Annotated in this window: 17 protein-coding genes; 7 read left to right on the plus strand and 10 right to left on the minus strand. The window is 65.9% G+C overall.

Translation table 11 applies throughout. From position 1 onward, the window contains the following. Nucleotides 1–4 precede the first annotated feature (4 nt). The 3 genes from mutL to HAV22_RS27790 form a co-directional block, all read right to left on the minus strand. On the minus strand, nt 5–1,975 hold the full coding sequence (mutL, locus tag HAV22_RS27780) for a DNA mismatch repair endonuclease MutL (protein ID WP_166864033.1): 1,971 nt from the start codon (nt 1,973–1,975) through the stop codon (nt 5–7). A 301-nt stretch (nt 1,976–2,276) separates the two neighbouring features. Further along, nucleotides 2,277–2,783, minus strand: coding sequence for a cupin domain-containing protein (locus HAV22_RS27785; protein WP_166864036.1), 507 nt, complete (start codon nt 2,781–2,783; stop codon nt 2,277–2,279). Nucleotides 2,784–2,799: 16 nt separating this feature from the next. After that, nucleotides 2,800–3,717, minus strand: a complete 918-nt coding sequence (locus tag HAV22_RS27790) for a peptidylprolyl isomerase (RefSeq protein WP_166864039.1) — start codon at nt 3,715–3,717, stop codon at nt 2,800–2,802. 183 nt (nt 3,718–3,900) lie between these two features. Here HAV22_RS27790 and HAV22_RS27795 point away from each other — a divergent pair, with 183 nt between their 5' ends. Beyond that, entirely contained in the window at nt 3,901–4,545 is a 645-nt protein-coding gene (locus HAV22_RS27795; protein ID WP_166864042.1) for a VTT domain-containing protein, read from the plus strand. Nucleotides 4,546–4,690: 145 nt separating this feature from the next. Then, nucleotides 4,691–5,794 carry a carbonic anhydrase gene (locus HAV22_RS27800; protein WP_166864044.1) on the plus strand — a complete coding sequence of 368 codons (1,104 nt, stop codon included), beginning with the start codon at nt 4,691–4,693 and terminating at the stop codon, nt 5,792–5,794. A 12-nt stretch (nt 5,795–5,806) separates the two neighbouring features. Here the strand turns inward: HAV22_RS27800 and HAV22_RS27805 are convergent, their stop codons facing one another. From HAV22_RS27805 to tsaE, 4 genes are all read right to left on the minus strand, one after another. After that, nucleotides 5,807–6,049, minus strand: coding sequence for a hypothetical protein (locus tag HAV22_RS27805; RefSeq protein ID WP_166863883.1), 243 nt, complete (start codon nt 6,047–6,049; stop codon nt 5,807–5,809). 137 nt (nt 6,050–6,186) lie between these two features. Next, nucleotides 6,187–7,005, minus strand: a complete 819-nt coding sequence (locus HAV22_RS27810; protein WP_166864046.1) for a D-hexose-6-phosphate mutarotase — start codon at nt 7,003–7,005, stop codon at nt 6,187–6,189. Nucleotides 7,006–7,016: 11 nt separating this feature from the next. Continuing rightward, nucleotides 7,017–8,414, minus strand: coding sequence for an N-acetylmuramoyl-L-alanine amidase (locus tag HAV22_RS27815; protein ID WP_166864048.1), 1,398 nt, complete (start codon nt 8,412–8,414; stop codon nt 7,017–7,019). Continuing rightward, nucleotides 8,378–8,878, minus strand: coding sequence for a tRNA (adenosine(37)-N6)-threonylcarbamoyltransferase complex ATPase subunit type 1 TsaE (tsaE, locus tag HAV22_RS27820; protein WP_166864050.1), 501 nt, complete (start codon nt 8,876–8,878; stop codon nt 8,378–8,380). Before tsaE ends, HAV22_RS27815 begins: the two co-directional genes overlap by 37 nt. Before the next feature lie 31 nt (nt 8,879–8,909). On the opposite strand from tsaE, the gene queG reads away from it, so the two are divergent. Further along, on the plus strand, nt 8,910–10,013 hold the full coding sequence (queG, locus tag HAV22_RS27825; RefSeq protein WP_166864053.1) for a tRNA epoxyqueuosine(34) reductase QueG: 1,104 nt from the start codon (nt 8,910–8,912) through the stop codon (nt 10,011–10,013). Nucleotides 10,014–10,017: 4 nt separating this feature from the next. Here queG and HAV22_RS27830 read toward each other — a convergent pair whose 3' ends face one another. From HAV22_RS27830 to HAV22_RS27840, 3 genes are all read right to left on the minus strand, one after another. After that, nucleotides 10,018–10,371, minus strand: a complete 354-nt coding sequence (locus HAV22_RS27830; RefSeq protein WP_229421468.1) for a DUF3052 family protein — start codon at nt 10,369–10,371, stop codon at nt 10,018–10,020. A gap of 140 nt (nt 10,372–10,511) precedes the next feature. Next, a complete protein-coding gene (locus HAV22_RS27835; RefSeq protein ID WP_166864059.1) occupies nt 10,512–11,105 on the minus strand; it encodes a response regulator transcription factor in 594 nt (197 codons plus the stop codon). 39 nt (nt 11,106–11,144) lie between these two features. Continuing rightward, nucleotides 11,145–13,151, minus strand: coding sequence for a PAS domain-containing sensor histidine kinase (locus tag HAV22_RS27840; protein ID WP_166864062.1), 2,007 nt, complete (start codon nt 13,149–13,151; stop codon nt 11,145–11,147). Between the two features lie 122 nt (nt 13,152–13,273). Here HAV22_RS27840 and HAV22_RS27845 point away from each other — a divergent pair, with 122 nt between their 5' ends. The 4 genes from HAV22_RS27845 (at nt 13,274) to HAV22_RS27860 (ending at nt 16,389) form a co-directional block, all read left to right on the plus strand. After that, nucleotides 13,274–14,302 carry a TRAP transporter substrate-binding protein gene (locus HAV22_RS27845; RefSeq protein ID WP_166864065.1) on the plus strand — a complete coding sequence of 343 codons (1,029 nt, stop codon included), beginning with the start codon at nt 13,274–13,276 and terminating at the stop codon, nt 14,300–14,302. Between the two features lie 421 nt (nt 14,303–14,723). Then, nucleotides 14,724–15,254: a methylated-DNA--[protein]-cysteine S-methyltransferase gene (locus HAV22_RS27850; protein ID WP_166864068.1), complete on the plus strand. Its 531-nt coding sequence runs from the start codon at nt 14,724–14,726 to the stop codon at nt 15,252–15,254. Continuing rightward, nucleotides 15,227–16,132 (plus strand): site-specific tyrosine recombinase XerD, encoded by a 906-nt coding sequence (gene xerD, locus HAV22_RS27855; RefSeq protein WP_166864071.1) that lies wholly within the window; start codon nt 15,227–15,229, stop codon nt 16,130–16,132. Before HAV22_RS27850 ends, xerD begins: the two co-directional genes overlap by 28 nt. A 74-nt stretch (nt 16,133–16,206) precedes the next feature. Further along, nucleotides 16,207–16,389 (plus strand): hypothetical protein, encoded by a 183-nt coding sequence (locus tag HAV22_RS27860; RefSeq protein ID WP_166864073.1) that lies wholly within the window; start codon nt 16,207–16,209, stop codon nt 16,387–16,389. The last annotated feature ends 94 nt before the right edge of the window (nt 16,390–16,483 follow it).

The raw sequence follows: 16,483 nt of genomic DNA on the forward strand, positions 1-16,483 counted from the left end.
TGCTTTACTGGCCGCGCAGGAACAACTTGTCGAGCGCCGCGATTTCGAGTTGGACCCAGGTGGGGCGGCCGTGGTTGCACTGGTCGGCGCGTTCCGTCGCTTCCATCTGGCGCAGCAGGGCGTTCATCTCGGGCTGCGTGAGGATGCGGTTCGCGCGCACCGCGGTGTGGCAGGCGAGGGTACCGAGCAGTTCGTTGCGGCGCTCGATCAGCACGCGCGAGCCGCCGAACTCGCGCACGTCGCGCAGCACGTCGCGCGCGAGCGTCTGCGCGTCGGCGTTCTTCAGGAGTGTCGGCACCGCGCGCACGGCGAGCGTCGTCGGCGATACGGCGGCGATGTCGAAGCCGAGTGCCTTCAGCGTTTCCTGTTCTTCCTGCGCCGTGCCCACTTCGATGGCGTCGGCGAAGAAGGTCACGGGGATCAGCATCTGCTGCACCTGCATCTGCTCGCCGCCGGCCTGGGCGTCGAGTGCATTCTTCAACTGCTCGTACAGGATGCGTTCGTGCGCCGCGTGCATGTCGACGAGGACGAGGCCCTTGCGGTTCTGCGCCAGCACGTAGATGCCGTGCAGCTGGGCCAGCGCGAAGCCGAGCGGGAAGTCGTCGTCGGATGCAGGCTTCGTTGTCTCCGGCACCGGCGCTTCCTGCACGCCGAGCGGCTGCATGGTCTTCGGTGCGCCGGTGAACAGCGCGCCATAACTGTCCGTGCGTTGCGGGACGCCGGCGGACGTCGGCGCATCCCAGCGGCTGCCGGCGGGGAATGGCGACGGCGAGAACGTCGACGATGCACGTGCGCCACCGCCACCGCCACCGCCGCCCGTACCGCCGCCCGAGGTCCACGCTGGCGATGCCAGCTGCGAGCCGAACGTCGTCTGTTCGTGCGGGCGGCGCCATGCCGCATCGCCCAGCGACGTGGATGACGGCTTGATCTCGGCCGCACTCACGGGCGCGGGCGCGTTGCCGTGCGCCGTCGCCGACGTCTGCGCGAGCGCGCGCTGCACGGCGTGGAACACGAACTGGTGGACGGCGCGGCTGTCGCGGAAGCGCACTTCGATCTTGGACGGGTGCACGTTCACGTCGACCATCGCCGGGTCGAGTTCGAGCGCCAGCACGTACGACGGGAAGCGGTCGCCGTGCAGCACGTCCTCGTACGCGGCTTTCACGGCGTGGACGAGCAGCTTGTCGCGCACGAAGCGGCCGTTGACGTAGAAATACTGGCTGTCGGCGCGTGCCTTCGATGCCGTCGGCAGGCCCACGTAGCCGTGCAGGCGCAGCGGGCCGGCACTTTCGTCCAGCTGCAGACGCGCTTCGGCGAAGTCGCCGCCGAGGATCTGCGCGCTGCGCTTGGCGGATTCGCTCGTGTTCCAGTGGTCGATCGTGCGGCTGTTGTGCGACAGGCTGAACGACACGTCCGGCCGCGCGAGCGCGATGCGGCGCACGATGTCCGCGCAGTGGCCGTATTCGGTCTGCTCCGATTTCAAAAACTTGCGCCGCGCCGGCGTGTTGAAATACAGGTCCTGCACGTCGATCGTCGTGCCGAACGGCCCGGACGAGGGCGACACGGTGCCCTGGTGCGAACCGACGATTTCCCACGCGTGCGCCGCGCCTTGCGTGCGCGACGTGATCTTGACGGCGGCGACGGACGCGATCGACGCCAGCGCCTCGCCGCGGAAGCCCAGCGTGTTGACGTTCTCGAGATCGGTCAGCGACGCGATCTTCGACGTCGCATGGCGCGCCAGCGCGAGCGGCAATTCCTCGGGCGGGATGCCGCGGCCGTTGTCGGTGATGGCGATGCGCTTGACGCCGCCTTCCTCGAGCCGGACCGTGACCTGCGTGGCGCCGGCGTCGAGCGCGTTTTCCAGCAACTCCTTGACCACGGCCGACGGCCGCTCGACGACCTCGCCGGCGGCGATCTGCGAGATGAGCTGGTCGGGAAGCTGCTGGATGGGGCGGTGGGTAGGGGCCGGGGCGTTCATCCCCAAATTATAGCTCGCGGCCGGCCCCGGAAACGCCGCTGTTTGATTTTTGCCAAACCGAAGTTTGACCCCGTCAATTGCCTTCTCAATAATCGAGCGAAGCGAAATTCGGGGTCAGAGCACTTGTCGGCCGGAAGTCGGGGTCAGAGCACCGTTTGTGGCAATAGTTCTAAGGCATGAATTGAGTTGATGCCGAGGCCAGAATGAGCGGCGCGGCGCCACGCGGCTCGGGTCACACGCCATGAAAAGGCGTGCTCTGACCCCGAATTTTCCGCAAAACGTGCTCTGACCCCGAATTGGGTTAATTGCCTTCCCAATAATCGAGCGACTGGTCCGCGCGGCCAATGAAGGCGAAGCGGTCGTTCGAGCCGGGACGCTCCGCCAGGATGCCGAACTTGCCGGAATCCGGGTAGTCGACGAGCTCAGGCGATTCCTTCGTGCTGACGGCCAGGTAGCGCAATTCCTCGGTGCCCGTGTTCACGATCTGGTGCGCCACGTCCTTGCCGCCGGGCGGGCAGGCGATGACGTCACCTGTGCGGATAGCGTGCACGGCGTCGCCCATGCGCAGTTCGCCGCTGCCTTGCAGGATGAAGAACATCTCTTCGTTCACTTGATGGTTGTGCAACGGAAAGGCGCATTTGCCCGGCGGCACCGCCGTCAGGTTGTAGCCCAGCTTGCGGGCGCCGATGCGCGTGCCGATGAAACCCATCTTCGCATCGTATTTCTCGGCGGCTTCGCGCTTCGGTGACATCGCCGGCGGGCGCGGGTTCAGCGTGACGTCGGCGATGTTGATGATCGGCTTGTCCATGCTCTCCTCCTGAAGGTCAAGGCTGTTCGCGCACCGGGATCGGCGCGGCGCACAGGTCGAGATGGCCGGCCGGGACCTTGGTCCACGGCCCGCCGCGGTTGCGTTGGGCGTCCAGCACGGCCTGGTACGTCGCGCTGTCGGTGCGCATCACTTCGACATGACTGCGCTGGGCCGGCGGGACGTCGGCCGCGACCTTGATGCTCGTGATCGGCACGTTCATCTCCGGCTTGTCGTAGAAGCCCATCGGCGCCGGTCCGCGCGGCAGCGCGGCCAGTTGCGGCATGCCGGAGATTACGCGGCCCACCACCGTGATGTTGCGGTCGAGGTGGCGCGCGGGGCCGATCACGGCGTACAGCGCCGTGCCGCCGCCGCTGTCCGCATCGTTGTCGCGGCCCACGCCGACCATGCCGTAGCAATGCGCAAGCCACGTCTCGCCCGTCTTCGGATCGCGTCCGACCGGAAAGCCGTTCGAATGGCCGACCTGGGGCGCATAGCCGTCGGCGTCGGGCAGGCGCGTGAAATGCGTGTCGTTCTTGATGGGGACGGTGAATTCGGCCTTCAGCGTCTTCTGCGCGGTCTTCACGGGCCTGGCCTTGTCGCTGTCCTCGTTCGGGTCGGCCCATTGCACGACCCAGTTGTCCTGCACGCGCACGATGGCCAGGCCGTCGAAATAATGCTCGCGCACGAGGGCCTTGATGTTCTTCACGTGGTTCGGCGCGAATGCCGGCGCCAGTTCGATGACGACGCGGCCGAACGGCATGTCCATGTACAACGTGTTGTCGGGATCGAGGGGACGCCAGTCGGACGGCTTCGATGCCTTGACGATGTCGGCGACGCTGGGTTTCGGCGGAAGTTCCCGGGCGGTGCCGGCGGTCGCGGCGAAGAGGGCGCAGGCGGCGACGAGGAGCGTGCGCCGGAAGGTCGGGTAAGCCATCAGTCTCGTCTCCTTGGCCGCTTGTGGCGGGCCCTGTCGGGTGGGTGTGTCGCCGATTGTAATATGGGAAATAGCCAAAACGGAACCGTTTGACAATCGAGAAAAATCGCGGCCCGGACGGGCCCGTGGCCATTTGCGGTGCCGGACTGATGGTATGATTCGGCGCTACCATTTAGGAAAATTATGGATCTGATGCAATTCATCGACATGATCCTCCATGTCGATAAAACCCTGGGCACGCTGCTGGCTCAATACGGGGTGTATGTCTATGCCGTGCTGTTCGCCATCGTGTTTTGCGAAACCGGCCTCGTGGTCCTGTTCTTCTTCCCCGGCGACACGCTGCTGTTCATCGCGGGCGCCTTCTGCGCCACCGGCCAGATGAGTTACGCCTTGCTGACGACCCTCTTGATCGTCGCCGCGGTGACAGGCAACACGCTGAACTATTACATCGGTGGGGCGATCGGCCACCGCGTGTTCACGCACGATTACCGCTGGCTCAACAAGGACGCCCTGCGGCGTACCCACGAGTTCTTCGAGCGCCACGGCGGCAAGACCATCATCCTCGCCCGCTTCGTGCCCGTCGTGCGCACGTTCGCGCCGTTCGTCGCGGGCATTTCGGACATGACCCATACCCGCTTCCAGATGTACAACGTGACGGGCGCCGCCGCGTGGGTCATCAGCCTGGTGACTGGTGGTTACTTCTTCGGCAATATCCCCGTCGTGCGCGACCACCTGACCGTCATCGTGCTGGTCGGCGTCGGCGCGGCCGTCGTGCCGCTCGCGCTGGGCGGCCTGTACAAGGTGGGGCGCCGGATGATGAGCCGCTGACGACAATCTTCGTCCGGTCTTGCAGCGCGCCGCACGTCGGCGCGTTTTGCGTTTACGGTCCTTGATGCATGGAATTATTCCCTGGGCTCAAGTTTACTGTCGGTCACGCCGATAACGCAGAGGAGAGCAACACTACTGGATTCCCATGCGTAACTTGATCGCCTTGTTCGCTTGCAGCTGCGTCACCTTCTGCGCAAGCGCCGCGAACGATCCCGCGGCCGCCGCGGCGGCCAAACTGGCGGCTTCCGTGTCCCGTCCCGCGTCGGCCATGGTGCCCGTCGCGAAGAAGGCTGAACCTGTCGTGACGAAGGCCGAGCCCGTCGAGAAGAAGGCTGAGCCCGTCGAGAAGAAGGGCGAGCCGGCCGCGAGCAGCGCCTCGACGAACGAGGACGAGGCCGAGGTCGAACTGTCGGCGAAAATCGCCCAGCGCCTGGCCGCCTTGCGCGAGCGCCAGCAGGCGCGCGCGACGGCCGCCGCACGCGCGAAGAAACTCGCGGACGCCAAGCGCCGGCAGGACGAGCAGGTCGCGCTCGCCGCCGCCGCCGCTGCCGCCGCTGCCGCCGCACCGAAGCACGGCACCGTGTGGTCGTATGAAGGCGAGACGGGGCCGGCCAACTGGTCGAAGATCAATGTCGACTGGGCCAGGTGCGGCACGGGCAATCGCCAGTCGCCGATCGACCTGCGCGACGGCATCAAGGTCAACCTCGAGCAGATCAGCTTCGACTACCACCCGTCGTCGTTCAGCGAGGTCAACAATGGCCACACGATCCAGGTGACGGTCGGGGGCGGCAACTTCATCACCGTGGGCAACACGGCGTATGAGTTGCAGGAATTCCATTTCCACCGCCCGTCGGAAGAAAAGATCAACGGCAAGGGCACGGAAATGGTCATGCACCTCGTGCACCGCAGTGCCGAGGGCAAGGTCGCGATCATCGCCGTGCTGCTCGAGCGCGGCCAGCCGCACCGCCTGATGCAGACGATCTGGGACAATCTGCCGCTGGAAAAATACGACACGGTGTCGCCGTCCATCGTCATCGACCCGACGGACGCGTTGCCGGAACGGCGCGAGTATTTCACCTACATGGGGTCGCTGACGGAACCGCCGTGCACGGAAGGCGTGCTGTGGATGGTGTTCAAGCAGCCGATGCAGGCGTCGCCCGCGCAGATGGCCTTGTATTCGCGCATGTATCCGCTCAATGCGCGCCCCCTTCAGGCGACGTCCGGTCGGATGATCAAGGAATCGAACTGAGCGGCGACGTCGTCAGTGCCAGCGGCGGCCACCCCGTCCGTACCAGCCGCGGCCGCCCCGATCGTATTCGTGGTAGCTGAAGTCGAGCGAGATGGGCGGCCCCACATAGGCCGGGCCGTAGCCGTAGCCGTACGGAGAGTAAGGAGCGTCGTAGGCCGCGTAGGGCGGTGCGTAGACGGCACAGCCCGACAAGGCCCCGCCGGCCGCCACTACCAGCGCCAGGCGTTTCACCCAGCCAGTCGTTCGGGTATCCATCGCATCACCCCTTCGGTTGCCTGTCTGTAGTCTAGGCCGGCCCATGGGGTTTGCCGTTCTTTTTTGCTACAAAATGAAACGCCGGCAAGCGCCGGCGGTGTTCGAAAAGCCGGCAGACGCCGGCGGTGTCGTTATCCTTATCCGGCCTGCACCACGGCCCGGTAGGTCCCGCGCCACGTCCCTCCCGGCTCCAGTGGCTGCGGTCCCAGCAGCGCGGGTTCGATGCAGACGAAGCGGCGGTATTCTTCGTCGTCCATGTCGGACAGCGCCGCCGCGTCGGCCGCGCCCGGGTTCCACACGACGGCATCCGTGAAGCCCGTCTGCTCCAGCATCACCTTGTCGGCGCCCGAGTCGAACGTGATCGGGCCGGGGATGCGTTCGAACACCTGGTCGAGCTTGTCGGTGAGCGCGAGCGTCTCCGACTGCACGCCGTCGATGCGCACGGCGTCCACGTCGTCGACGAGGTGGTACGTGTGCAGCGCGGCGGCGAACCGGAAGGCTTGCGTGCCCGTGTTGCGCACGGCAAGTAGCATGTCCAGCTCGGCGGCACGGACGGTCACGCGCAGCTGCAATTCGAACGCATACGGCCATGCGGCCGCCACTTGCTGCGGCAGGTCGGCCTGGTTCAGCGCGAGGACGGCGAACGCGGCGCCGTCGGCCTCGCCCTGGTCGACGACGCGCCACGTGGCCACGCGCGCGAAGCCGTGGCGCATGCCGTTGCCGCGTTCGGCGAACTGGGGAAAGATCACGGGGACGCCGCCGCGGATCGCCTTCTGTCCGTCCAGTGCCGACAGGCTGCTGAGGAACAGGCGTTCCTGCGCAGGCCCGCCGGTCGTCGGCACGGGCTTCCACGACACGAGGTGGGCGCCGTACAACGTGATGGTGGCCTCGGCGCCGTCCGGCGCGCGAAGTTGCAAGGCGGGCAATTGCCCGAATTGAGTGGTCGTTGCGTTCACGAGAATCCTCCTCAGGTCATGCGGCTCTTCGCCAGCGGCGGATTGTACGCGAAGTAGCGCTTGATGCCTTTTGTGATCGCGTCGGCCAACTGGTTCTGGTACGCGTCGTCCTTCAGCCGCGCCTCTTCCTCCGGGTTGGAGATGAACGCGGTCTCGACGAGGATCGAGGGAATGTCCGGCGCCTTCAGCACGGCGAAGCCGGCCTGCTCGACGACGCCGCGGTGCAGGCGGTTGATGCCGCCGATTTCCGTCAGCACGGCCTTGCCGAGCTTCATGCTGTCGTTGATCTGGGCCGTCTGCGACAAGTCGATCAGCACGCTTGCAAGTTCCCGGTCGTGCGTGCCGAGATTCACGCCGCCGATCAGGTCGGCCTTGTTCTGGTCGTTCGCGAGCCAGCGCGCGGCGCTCGAGCTGGCGCCTTTTTCCGACAGCACGAACACGGAGGAGCCGCGCGCCGTGCGCTCCACGAAGGCGTCCGCGTGGATCGAGACGAACAGGTCGGCCTGCACCTTCCTCGCCTTTTCCACGCGCTGGCCCAGGGGGACGAAGAAATCGGCGTCGCGCGTCAGCATCACGCGCGTGTTCGGCATGTCTTCCAGCTTGGCCTTCAGGCGCTTCGCCACTTCCAGCACGATGTCCTTCTCGTGCACGCCCGTGGCACCCGTCGCGCCGGGGTCCTCGCCGCCGTGGCCGGGGTCGAGCGCGATGGTCACCATGCGCACCACCTTTTGACCCGGCGCTGCCTTGGCCGGCTGCGGTGTCGTCGGCTGCGGCTGCGCGGGCGTGGACCCGGCGCGGGCCGCGTCCGCTTCCAGCTTCGCGATGGCGTCCGGGCCGGCCTGGCCGACGGTCGTGTCGCCCGGCTGCACGGCCGGGGTCGGCGTGGCGGGAGCGGCGTCCGTGGTCCAGTTTTCCTTGGCGATCATGCTCGCGAGGGGATCGACGGCCTTGACGGGATACAGGTCGAAGATCAGGCGGTGGTGGTAGCCGGCGATGGGCGCGAGCGTAAATACCTGCGGCTTGACTTCTTCCTTCAGGTCGAACACGAGGCGCACGACGTTCGGCCGATTCTGGCCCACGCGCACCTGCTTGATGTACGGGTCGTTCGATTCGATCTTGGCGACGAGGCTTTTCAGCGTCTCGTTCAGCGCGAGGCCCTCGATGTCGACGACGAGGCGCGGCGGGTCCGGCACCATGAAGTGCGTCGCCTTCAGCTCGCCGTCGTTTTCCAGGGTGACGCGCGTGTACTCGTCGGCGGGCCAGACGCGCACGGCCATGATCTGGGCGGCGGACGCGGGCAGCGGGGCGATCACGGACAGCAGCAGCGTGCCGCCGGCCTTCAGGATCGTGCGTCGCGTCAGGGAGCCGGGAATCAGGGAGTCGGGGGGTAATGCAGGCATTCGAGGCATAGCAGGCCCAGGTCGGACAACGCTTGCAATTCTACCTCACGCCCGTAACCGCTGACCTTAAGCAACACTTTAACGTCGGGTGGCGGCAACACCGGCGCGCCTTTTTCCGGCCACTCGACGATGCAGACGTTGTCGCCGTTGAAATCCTCGCGGAAGCCCGCGTCCAGGAATTCCTCGGGGCTGGCCATGCGGTACAGGTCGTAGTGGATCACGTTGACCATCCTGCCATCCAGTTCGACGCGGTACGGTTCCGACAACGTATAAGTGGGGCTCTTGACGGCGCCCTTGTGGCCGGCCGCGTGCAGCAGCGCGCGCGTGAGCGACGTCTTGCCCGCGCCGAGATCGCCGTGCAGATACATGACGAGCCCCGGGCGCAGCGCGCGCGCGAGGGCGGCCCCAAGGGCCTGCGTGGCCGATTCGTCGGGAAGATAAGCGTTCAGTTGTCGTTTCGGTTGCTGCTGCATCGAATAAAATATGAGGTTTGTAGGTCCGCCCATGCCCGCCCAGCTTCCCGTCCAGCCCGATCTTTCCACACTCGTCCAGGCCATCAAGACCTGGGGCGTGGAATTGGGCTTTGCCGACGTGCGCATCACGGACGTCGACCTGGCCGACCAGGAGCCGGGCCTGCAGGCATGGCTGGACGCCGGCCATCACGGCGAGATGGATTATATGGCAAGCCACGGCATGAAGCGCGCCCGGCCGGCCGAGCTGGTGCCGGGCACCGTGCGCGTCATCACCGCCCGCATGGACTACCTGCCGATGGATACGGACGCCGACTGGCGCGCGCGCGAACGCCTGCGCCAGCTCGATCCGCAGGCGGCCGTCGTGTCGATCTATGCGCGCGGCCGCGACTATCACAAGGTGTTGCGCAACCGGCTGCAGCAGCTGGCGGACCGCATCCGCGCCGCCATCGGCGACTACGGCTACCGCGTGTTCACGGATTCCGCGCCCGTGATGGAGCTGCCGCTGGCGCAGAAGGCGGGCCTCGGCTGGCGCGGCAAGCACACGCTGTTATTGAGCCGCGACGCCGGCTCCACGTTCTTCATCGGCGAGATCCTCGTCGACCTGCCGCTTCCGATCGACGAGCCGACGGGCGCCCACTGCGGCCAGTGCAGCGCGTGCATCGACGCGTGCCCGACGGGCGCGATCCTGGGGCCGGGCCGGCTCGATGCCCGCCGCTGCATCTCGTACCTCACGATCGAGTTGAAGGGCGCGATCCCGGAAGACCTGCGCCCGCTGATCGGCAACCGCATCTACGGCTGCGACGATTGCCAGCTGGTCTGCCCGTGGAACAAGTTCGCGCAACGCTCGAGCCTGCCCGATTTCGACGAGCGCAACGGCCTCGGCGCGGCGGGGCTCGTCGAGCTGTTCGCGTGGAGCGAGGACGAATTCAACCGCCGCCTGGAAGGCAGCCCGATCCGCCGCATCGGCCATGAACGCTGGCTGCGCAACCTGGCGGTCGGATTGGGCAATGCTGCAACTGAGGCAACCACGTCGGACGAGATCGTCGCCGCGCTGCGCGCCCGCGCGGACCACCCATCGGCGCTCGTGCGCGAGCATGTCGCGTGGGCGCTCGCGCGCCACGGCGTGGCGGGGTAGGGCGTTACGGTTCGATGCGCTTCATGCGCAGCCCGGACCAGTCGCCGTCGATGGAAATCATGGCGACACCCGTGATGCCGTTTTCCTTGGCATAGGCATTGATCGAATCGCGGTTGATGTCGGTGGCCTTGGAGGCCGTCTGCTTCAGGTAAGCGACCCACAGCGAGCCCTTGTCGCCCAGGCGTTCCTTGGCGATGGGGAAGTATTGTTCGAGTTCCTTGCGGTTCATGGCGAACAGCAGCACCACGTCGACCTTGTCCTGTTCCGGCTTGATGAGACTCGCCGGCATCTGCGACACCATGCCCGGATGCACGTTCCCGTTCAGGATCAGCATCGATTTCGCGGTCTTCAAGAACATTTTGTCGGCTATCGTCTTCTCGCTCATCTGCGTTCCCTAAAGAATGTTTCGACGTGGTGAGTTCGACCACTCCATGTTCAGGTTGATTTTACAAGCGAACCCCGCGCGGCACAGGCCACGCGGCCACCCGTGCGCGGGTGTTACTTTAACAATCCGGCCAGCTCGACGGCCGTCTTGACCTGCATCTTGTCGAAGATGTGCGCCCGGTGCACTTCGACCGTGCGCATGCTGATGCCGAGCTTGTCCGCCACGACCTTGTTCATATTTCCGGCCAGGATGAGATCGAGGACTTCGCGCTCGCGTGCCGACAAGGTGGCGAGGCGCGCGCGGATGGCGTCGCCGGACGCAGCCTTGCGCGAGGCGGCGAGGGCTTCGTCGACGCGGTCCATCAGCTGGTTGTCGTTGAACGGTTTCTCGAAGAAGTCGAAGGCGCCGCGCTTGAGGGAGTCGACGGCCATCGGCACGTCGCCGTGGCCGGTCAGGAAGATCACGGGCAGGCGCGCCAGCAGGCCGCGCGCGACCAGCTGGTCGAACACGGCGATGCCGTTCATGCCCGGCATGCGCACGTCCAGCAGCACGCAGTCGCCATGCTCGGCGTCGGCGCTGAAGCGGTCGCCCAGGGCGTCGAGAAAGGCCTGGCCGCCCGCGTGGCCGCGCGCGGGCAGTCCGCGCGAGTGCGCCAGCCATTCGAGGGCGTCGCGGATGACGTCTTCGTCGTCGACGATGTGCAGCATGCGTGTCTCCTTTTTTTCGCCGTATTGTAACGGGAAGGCTTAGGTAACGGGCGCTTCCTGCGCTTGCTGCAAGGTGAACGTAAAGACGGTGCCGCCGCCCGGATTCGCCGCGTGCGTGAGGGTGCCGCCGTGGAATTCGATCGCGGTGCGGCAGATCGACAGGCCCATGCCCATGCCTTCCGCCTTCGTCGAGAAGAACGGCGAGAACAGGCGCTCGGCCACTTCCGGCGCGATGCCGTGGCCGTTGTCGATCACCGACACGGCAACCTGGCCCTGTTCGCTCATCTCGGCAGCGATGCGCAGCACGCGCCGCTCCGGATCGATGGCCTGCATCGCCTCGATCGCATTGCGCGTGAGGTTCAACAGCACCTGCTCGATCAGCACGCGGTCGGCCAGCACGGGCGGCAGGTCGGGCGGGACGTCGACCACCAGGCTGACGTAGCTCTGGCGCGCCTGCAGTTCGACAAGGGCGCGGATGCCGTCGACAACGTGCGGAATGGCGACGGTCTCGCGGCGCGGCTCGCGCTTCTTGACGAATTCGTGCACGCTGCGGATGATCTGGCCGGCCCGGCGCGCCTGCGTGTTCGCCTGTTCCAGCGCGCGCTTGAGCATGCCCGCGTCGAGCGCCGTTTTCGCCCCGTCCGCGCCGGCACCGTCCGCGCGCGCGAGGACGTTCAGCGCGCCCGCCGTGTAGCTGGAGATGGCGGCCAGCGGCTGGTTCAGCTCATGGGCGAGCATCGACGAGATCTCGCCCATGGTGGCGAGACGCGCGCTCGTCTCCAGCTTTTCCTGCTGCTGGCGGTTGAGTTCTTCGGCGCGCTTGCGGTCCGTGATGTCGAGGATGGAACTCATCCAGCCCGTGTGCTGGCCGTTGGCGTCGACGAGGGGCGCCTCGAACACGAGCACGGGCACACGCACGCCGTCCGAGCGCTGGAACACCGTCTCGAACTGCGGCGTGGCGTGGCCGGACAGCACCTGGCGGAAGCGGCTCTCGTATTCGGCCATCGCTTCCGGCGCCCAGTAGGGCATCGGCGGCGTCTTGCCCAGCAATTCTTCGGGCGGCAGCCCGACGATGCGGCAGAATGCCGGGTTGACGTAGGTGACGCGGCCTTCGAGGTCGCGCGCGCGCAGGCCCGTGAGCAGCGAATCTTCCATCGCCGTGCGGAATGCCATCTGCTGGCGCAGCGCGTTCTCGGCCGCGATCGTGCGCGCGATGTGGCGCCACAACGCGACGAGCGAGATCACGAGGCCCAGCGCCAGCACGACCACGGAACCCACGAGCAGATTCGGCAGCAGCTTCGGCGCGCCCTTGACGCTGTCGGTGGACAGCACGATCTGCGACCCGGGCAGGTCGAGCGCGCGCTTGTGCGTGTAGACGCCGCGGCCCGGACCGCCCGCGGCACGCTGCGCCACGACGTGGTCGTCGCGGTCGAGCAGGGCGAGGGCGTTGTCCTGCGCGAACCACCACGGCACGTTCTCGTCCAGCAGCGTCTGCAGGTTGTAGGTGGCGACCAGGCTGCCCATGTACTTGCCGGCGTGGTACAGCGGCAGGTGGAAGTCGATCAGGCCGTGGACGAGGCCCTTGGCGCCATACGGTTCGCTGTAGCGGCCCAGCCGGGTGCTGCGCGACATCACCGCGGCGTCGCGCGACGACTGCGTGAGGCCGTCCGGCGGCAGTTCCAGCCCGCGGCTCGCCTTGACCTGGCCGTTCGCGTCGTACCAGATGATGCGCTGCAGTTCGTGACCGTTCTTGAACATCTGTGTCAGGCGCGCCTGCAGGGCGGCGGGCGGCGGCGTTTCGATGGCGAGGTCGGCGCCCAGCGCGGCCAGCGCTTCCTCGCTGCGCGCGAGTTCGAAGCGCAGCGTCTGCTCGACCCACAACGTATCGGCGATCAGCTGTTCCTGGCGCTCGTTGCTCTCCATCTGGCGCGCCTGCCACGGCAGCCATAGCAGGACGAGCAGGAACAGCAGCACGAGCAGCACGGGCACCAGCCAGCGCCATGGGCCTTCCGGAACGGGGCGGGGCGAGGTAAAGGATGTTTTCATGTGATAACGTTTCATCTTTTGCCAAAAACCGCCTGTCGTGGTTTTCCACGATAGCGGCCTGGCGGCCGAACCGGCACACTGGTACTCGGTATCCGAATATACACCGCGGTAAGAGGAAATTTATGCGCATCAAAGCCATGCTGGCCGCGCTCGCCGTACTGGCGGGACTCGGCGCCGCCGGCGGCGTGCAGGCCCAGGCTCCAATCGTCATCAAGTTCAGCCACGTCGTCGCGCCGGACGCGCCGAAGGGCCTGGCCGCCGAACGCTTCCGCGTGCTGGCGGAACAGTTGACGCACGGGCGGGTCAAAGTCGAAGTCTATCCGAACAGCCAGCTGTACAAGGACAAGGAAGAGCTGGAAGCGCTGCAGCTGGGCGCCGTGCAGATGCTGGCGCCGTCGCTCGCGAAGTTCGCGCCGCTGGGCCTGAAGGAATTCGAAGCGTTCGACCTGCCTTACATCTTCCCCACGAAGTCGGCGCTGTACGCCGTGACGGAAGGCCCTATCGGCAAGAGGCTGCTGCAAAAGCTGGAATCCAAGGGCATCACGGGCCTGGCGTACTGGGACAACGGCTTCAAGGTGATGTCGGCCAACCGCCCGCTGCACCGCCCGGACGACTTCCACGGCCTGCGCATGCGTATCCAGGGCTCCAAGGTGCTCGACGCGCAGATGCGTGCGCTCGGCGCCGTGCCGCAGGTGCTGGCGTTTTCCGAAGTCTATCCCGCGCTGCAGGCGCACGTCGTGGACGGCACGGAGAATCCGCCGTCGAACATGCTGACGCAGCGGATGAACGAGGTGCAGAAGTACGTGACCGTGTCGAACCACGGCTATCTCGGCTACGCCGTCATCGTCAACAAGAAGTTCTGGGACGGCCTGCCGCGCGACATCCGCGACGAACTGGAACAGGCCATGCGCGAAGCCACCGCCTACGAAAAGACGATCGCCCAGCGCGACAACGACGCGGCGCTGGAAGCGATCCGCAAGACGGGCAAGACGAAGGTCTACACACTGACGCCGCAGGAACAGGCCGACTGGCGCCGCGCGCTGCTCCCGGTGCAAAAACAGATGGAAGCGCGGATCGGCAAGGACCTCATCGATGCGATCAACCAGACGACGTCGCGTACCACGGCACCCATGACGGCGAAGGCCTGGTGACGACGTCCGTATCCAGTGCACCAAAAGCGGCCCCACCGAATATTAGTTGCCTATGATTAATGAAACACAGGGGTAGACTTTTTTATGCCACGTCACAGGGGCTTATGACCGAAATATATTTCGTGAATGTATATAAAAAACTACGCTTTTCTTATGTGGTTGCGTTATGATGGGGCACCTTTTGGCACCAACCTGGTGCGACGAAAGCGAACCGAATACGATTTGGGGAGAGGGAAAAGAAACCGGTAAATACAAAATTTACTGGAAAACAGTTAGGAGGAGACACACGTTTTATATGATGCCGCCGGCATTGACCAGGCAGCCGAAAACGTGACCAAATTAAAAGCGCACCCGAGGGTGCGTTTTTTTTTTGCCCAGGCCGGGACTTGCGATCGCGCGTGCCGGGTCTTACACTGCATCGATGAACATACAACAAGGCAGCGACATCTTCAGCGCCATCATCGCGGCGCCGTTTGGAGCGATGGGCATCCGCACCGAGGATGGCCGGCTGCGCGAGCTGGTCTACCTGCCGGCGCATTACGAGGAAAAATCGGCGCAGGATGCCGTCGCCGAGCAGGCCGCCGTCCAGGTGGCGCGCTATTTCGACGATCCCGATTTCCGCTTCGACCTGCCGCTGAAGGAAGCGGGCAGCGCGTTCCAGCGGCGCGTGTGGGACACCATTCTAGCGATCCCGCGCGGCAGCGTGCGCACGTACGGTCAGATCGCCAAGCAACTGGAGTCGGCGCCGCGCGCCGTCGGCCAGGCCTGCGGCGCCAACTGGTTCCCGCTCGTGATCCCGTGCCACCGCGTGACGGCATCCGGCGGCCTGGGCGGCTTTTCCAGCAGCGACGACGAACACGGATTCCAGCTCGGGATCAAGCGCTGGCTGCTGCGCCACGAAGGCGCGCTGGCGCTCGAGATGCCATGGCAGCAGCAGTCAATCTTCCCCTGATCGACGCGTTCTGCGACGCGCTCTGGCTCGAGCACGGCCTCGCGAAGAATTCCCTCGACGCCTACCGGCGCGACCTGCGCCTGTTCGCGCGCTGGCTCGAGGTCAAGCGCCCCGAGCGGCGCGACCTGTATGCCGTCGAACCGCACGACATCGCCGCCTATTTCGCCGAGCGCCATGAAGACACGAAGCCCAGCTCGGCCAACCGCCGCCTGTCGGTGCTGAAACGTTTCTATCAACTCGCGCTGCGCGAGCGCCGCATCGACGCCGACCCGTGCCTGAAGATGGCGTCGGCCAAGCAGCCGCAGCGCTTCGTGCACACGCTGACGGAAGCGCAGGTCGACGCGCTGCTGGCTGCGCCCGACGTGGCGACGCCGCTGGGCCTGCGCGAGCGCACGATGCTGGAACTGATGTATGCGAGCGGCCTGCGCGTGTCGGAGCTCGTCGCGTTGAAGGTGGTCGAGCTGAGCCTGAACGACGGCGTGCTGCGCATCACGGGCAAAGGCAGCAAGACACGCCTCGTGCCGTTCGGCGAGCAGGCGCGCGACTGGCTGGAGCGCTACATGAAGGAGGCGCGCGCAATCATCCTCGACGGCCAGGTCGACGACGCCCTGTTCGTCACGAACCGCGGCGGCGCGATGACGCGCCAGATGTTCTGGGTGATCATCAAGAAGCATGCGGCGAAGGCGGGCATCACGGCGCCGCTGTCGCCGCACACCTTGCGCCACGCGTTCGCCACGCACCTGTTGAACCACGGCGCCGACCTGCGCGTGGTACAACTTCTGCTGGGCCATTCCGACATTTCAACGACACAGATCTACACCCACGTCGCGCGCGAACGCCTGAAGCAGCTGCACGCACAGCACCACCCGCGTGGTTAATTCTCAAGACGACGCGGGGTGACTGGTCCATAATGGCCCGGTACGACCTTTCCAACGACAGCCTCGAGGTGAGCATGGCCAAGACAAATTTCCAGTACGAAAAACGGCAACGGGAGTTGGAGAAGAAGCGCAAGGCCGAAGAAAAGGCGCGCAAGAAGCAGGAAGCCAAACAGCACAAGGGTGAAGGCGAGGGCGATGCGCCGGCGCTGGACGAGGATTCCGGGGAAGAGGCGCAGCAGGAGCACGATCCGGCGTAACCATCGCCATGGCCCGACCATTGGCGGGCAATCGTAGGGTGGGCTCCCTGAACCCACGCGTAACGATGCGGTTCGCGAACGTTCGCGTGGGCAC

The sequence above is a fragment of the Telluria antibiotica genome, assembly GCF_011682055.1.
GTDB lineage: Bacteria > Pseudomonadota > Gammaproteobacteria > Burkholderiales > Burkholderiaceae_D > Telluria > Telluria antibiotica.

Excerpts from the sequence above, each read along its gene's own strand:
- mutL (WP_166864033.1), bottom strand. The coding sequence starts at position 1,975 with ATGAACGCCCCGGCCCCTACCCACCGCCCCATCCAGCAGCTTCCCGAC.
- HAV22_RS27785 (WP_166864036.1), bottom strand. The coding sequence starts at position 2,783 with ATGGACAAGCCGATCATCAACATCGCCGACGTCACGCTGAACCCGCGC.
- HAV22_RS27790 (WP_166864039.1), bottom strand. The coding sequence starts at position 3,717 with ATGGCTTACCCGACCTTCCGGCGCACGCTCCTCGTCGCCGCCTGCGCC.
- HAV22_RS27795 (WP_166864042.1), top strand. The coding sequence starts at position 3,901 with ATGGATCTGATGCAATTCATCGACATGATCCTCCATGTCGATAAAACC.
- HAV22_RS27800 (WP_166864044.1), top strand. The coding sequence starts at position 4,691 with ATGCGTAACTTGATCGCCTTGTTCGCTTGCAGCTGCGTCACCTTCTGC.
- HAV22_RS27805 (WP_166863883.1), bottom strand. The coding sequence starts at position 6,049 with ATGGATACCCGAACGACTGGCTGGGTGAAACGCCTGGCGCTGGTAGTG.
- HAV22_RS27815 (WP_166864048.1), bottom strand. The coding sequence starts at position 8,414 with ATGCCTCGAATGCCTGCATTACCCCCCGACTCCCTGATTCCCGGCTCC.
- tsaE (WP_166864050.1), bottom strand. The coding sequence starts at position 8,878 with ATGCAGCAGCAACCGAAACGACAACTGAACGCTTATCTTCCCGACGAA.
- queG (WP_166864053.1), top strand. The coding sequence starts at position 8,910 with ATGCCCGCCCAGCTTCCCGTCCAGCCCGATCTTTCCACACTCGTCCAG.
- HAV22_RS27830 (WP_229421468.1), bottom strand. The coding sequence starts at position 10,371 with ATGTTCTTGAAGACCGCGAAATCGATGCTGATCCTGAACGGGAACGTG.
- HAV22_RS27835 (WP_166864059.1), bottom strand. The coding sequence starts at position 11,105 with ATGCTGCACATCGTCGACGACGAAGACGTCATCCGCGACGCCCTCGAA.
- HAV22_RS27840 (WP_166864062.1), bottom strand. The coding sequence starts at position 13,151 with ATGAAAACATCCTTTACCTCGCCCCGCCCCGTTCCGGAAGGCCCATGG.
- HAV22_RS27845 (WP_166864065.1), top strand. The coding sequence starts at position 13,274 with ATGCGCATCAAAGCCATGCTGGCCGCGCTCGCCGTACTGGCGGGACTC.
- HAV22_RS27850 (WP_166864068.1), top strand. The coding sequence starts at position 14,724 with ATGAACATACAACAAGGCAGCGACATCTTCAGCGCCATCATCGCGGCG.
- xerD (WP_166864071.1), top strand. The coding sequence starts at position 15,227 with ATGGCAGCAGCAGTCAATCTTCCCCTGATCGACGCGTTCTGCGACGCG.
- HAV22_RS27860 (WP_166864073.1), top strand. The coding sequence starts at position 16,207 with ATGGCCAAGACAAATTTCCAGTACGAAAAACGGCAACGGGAGTTGGAG.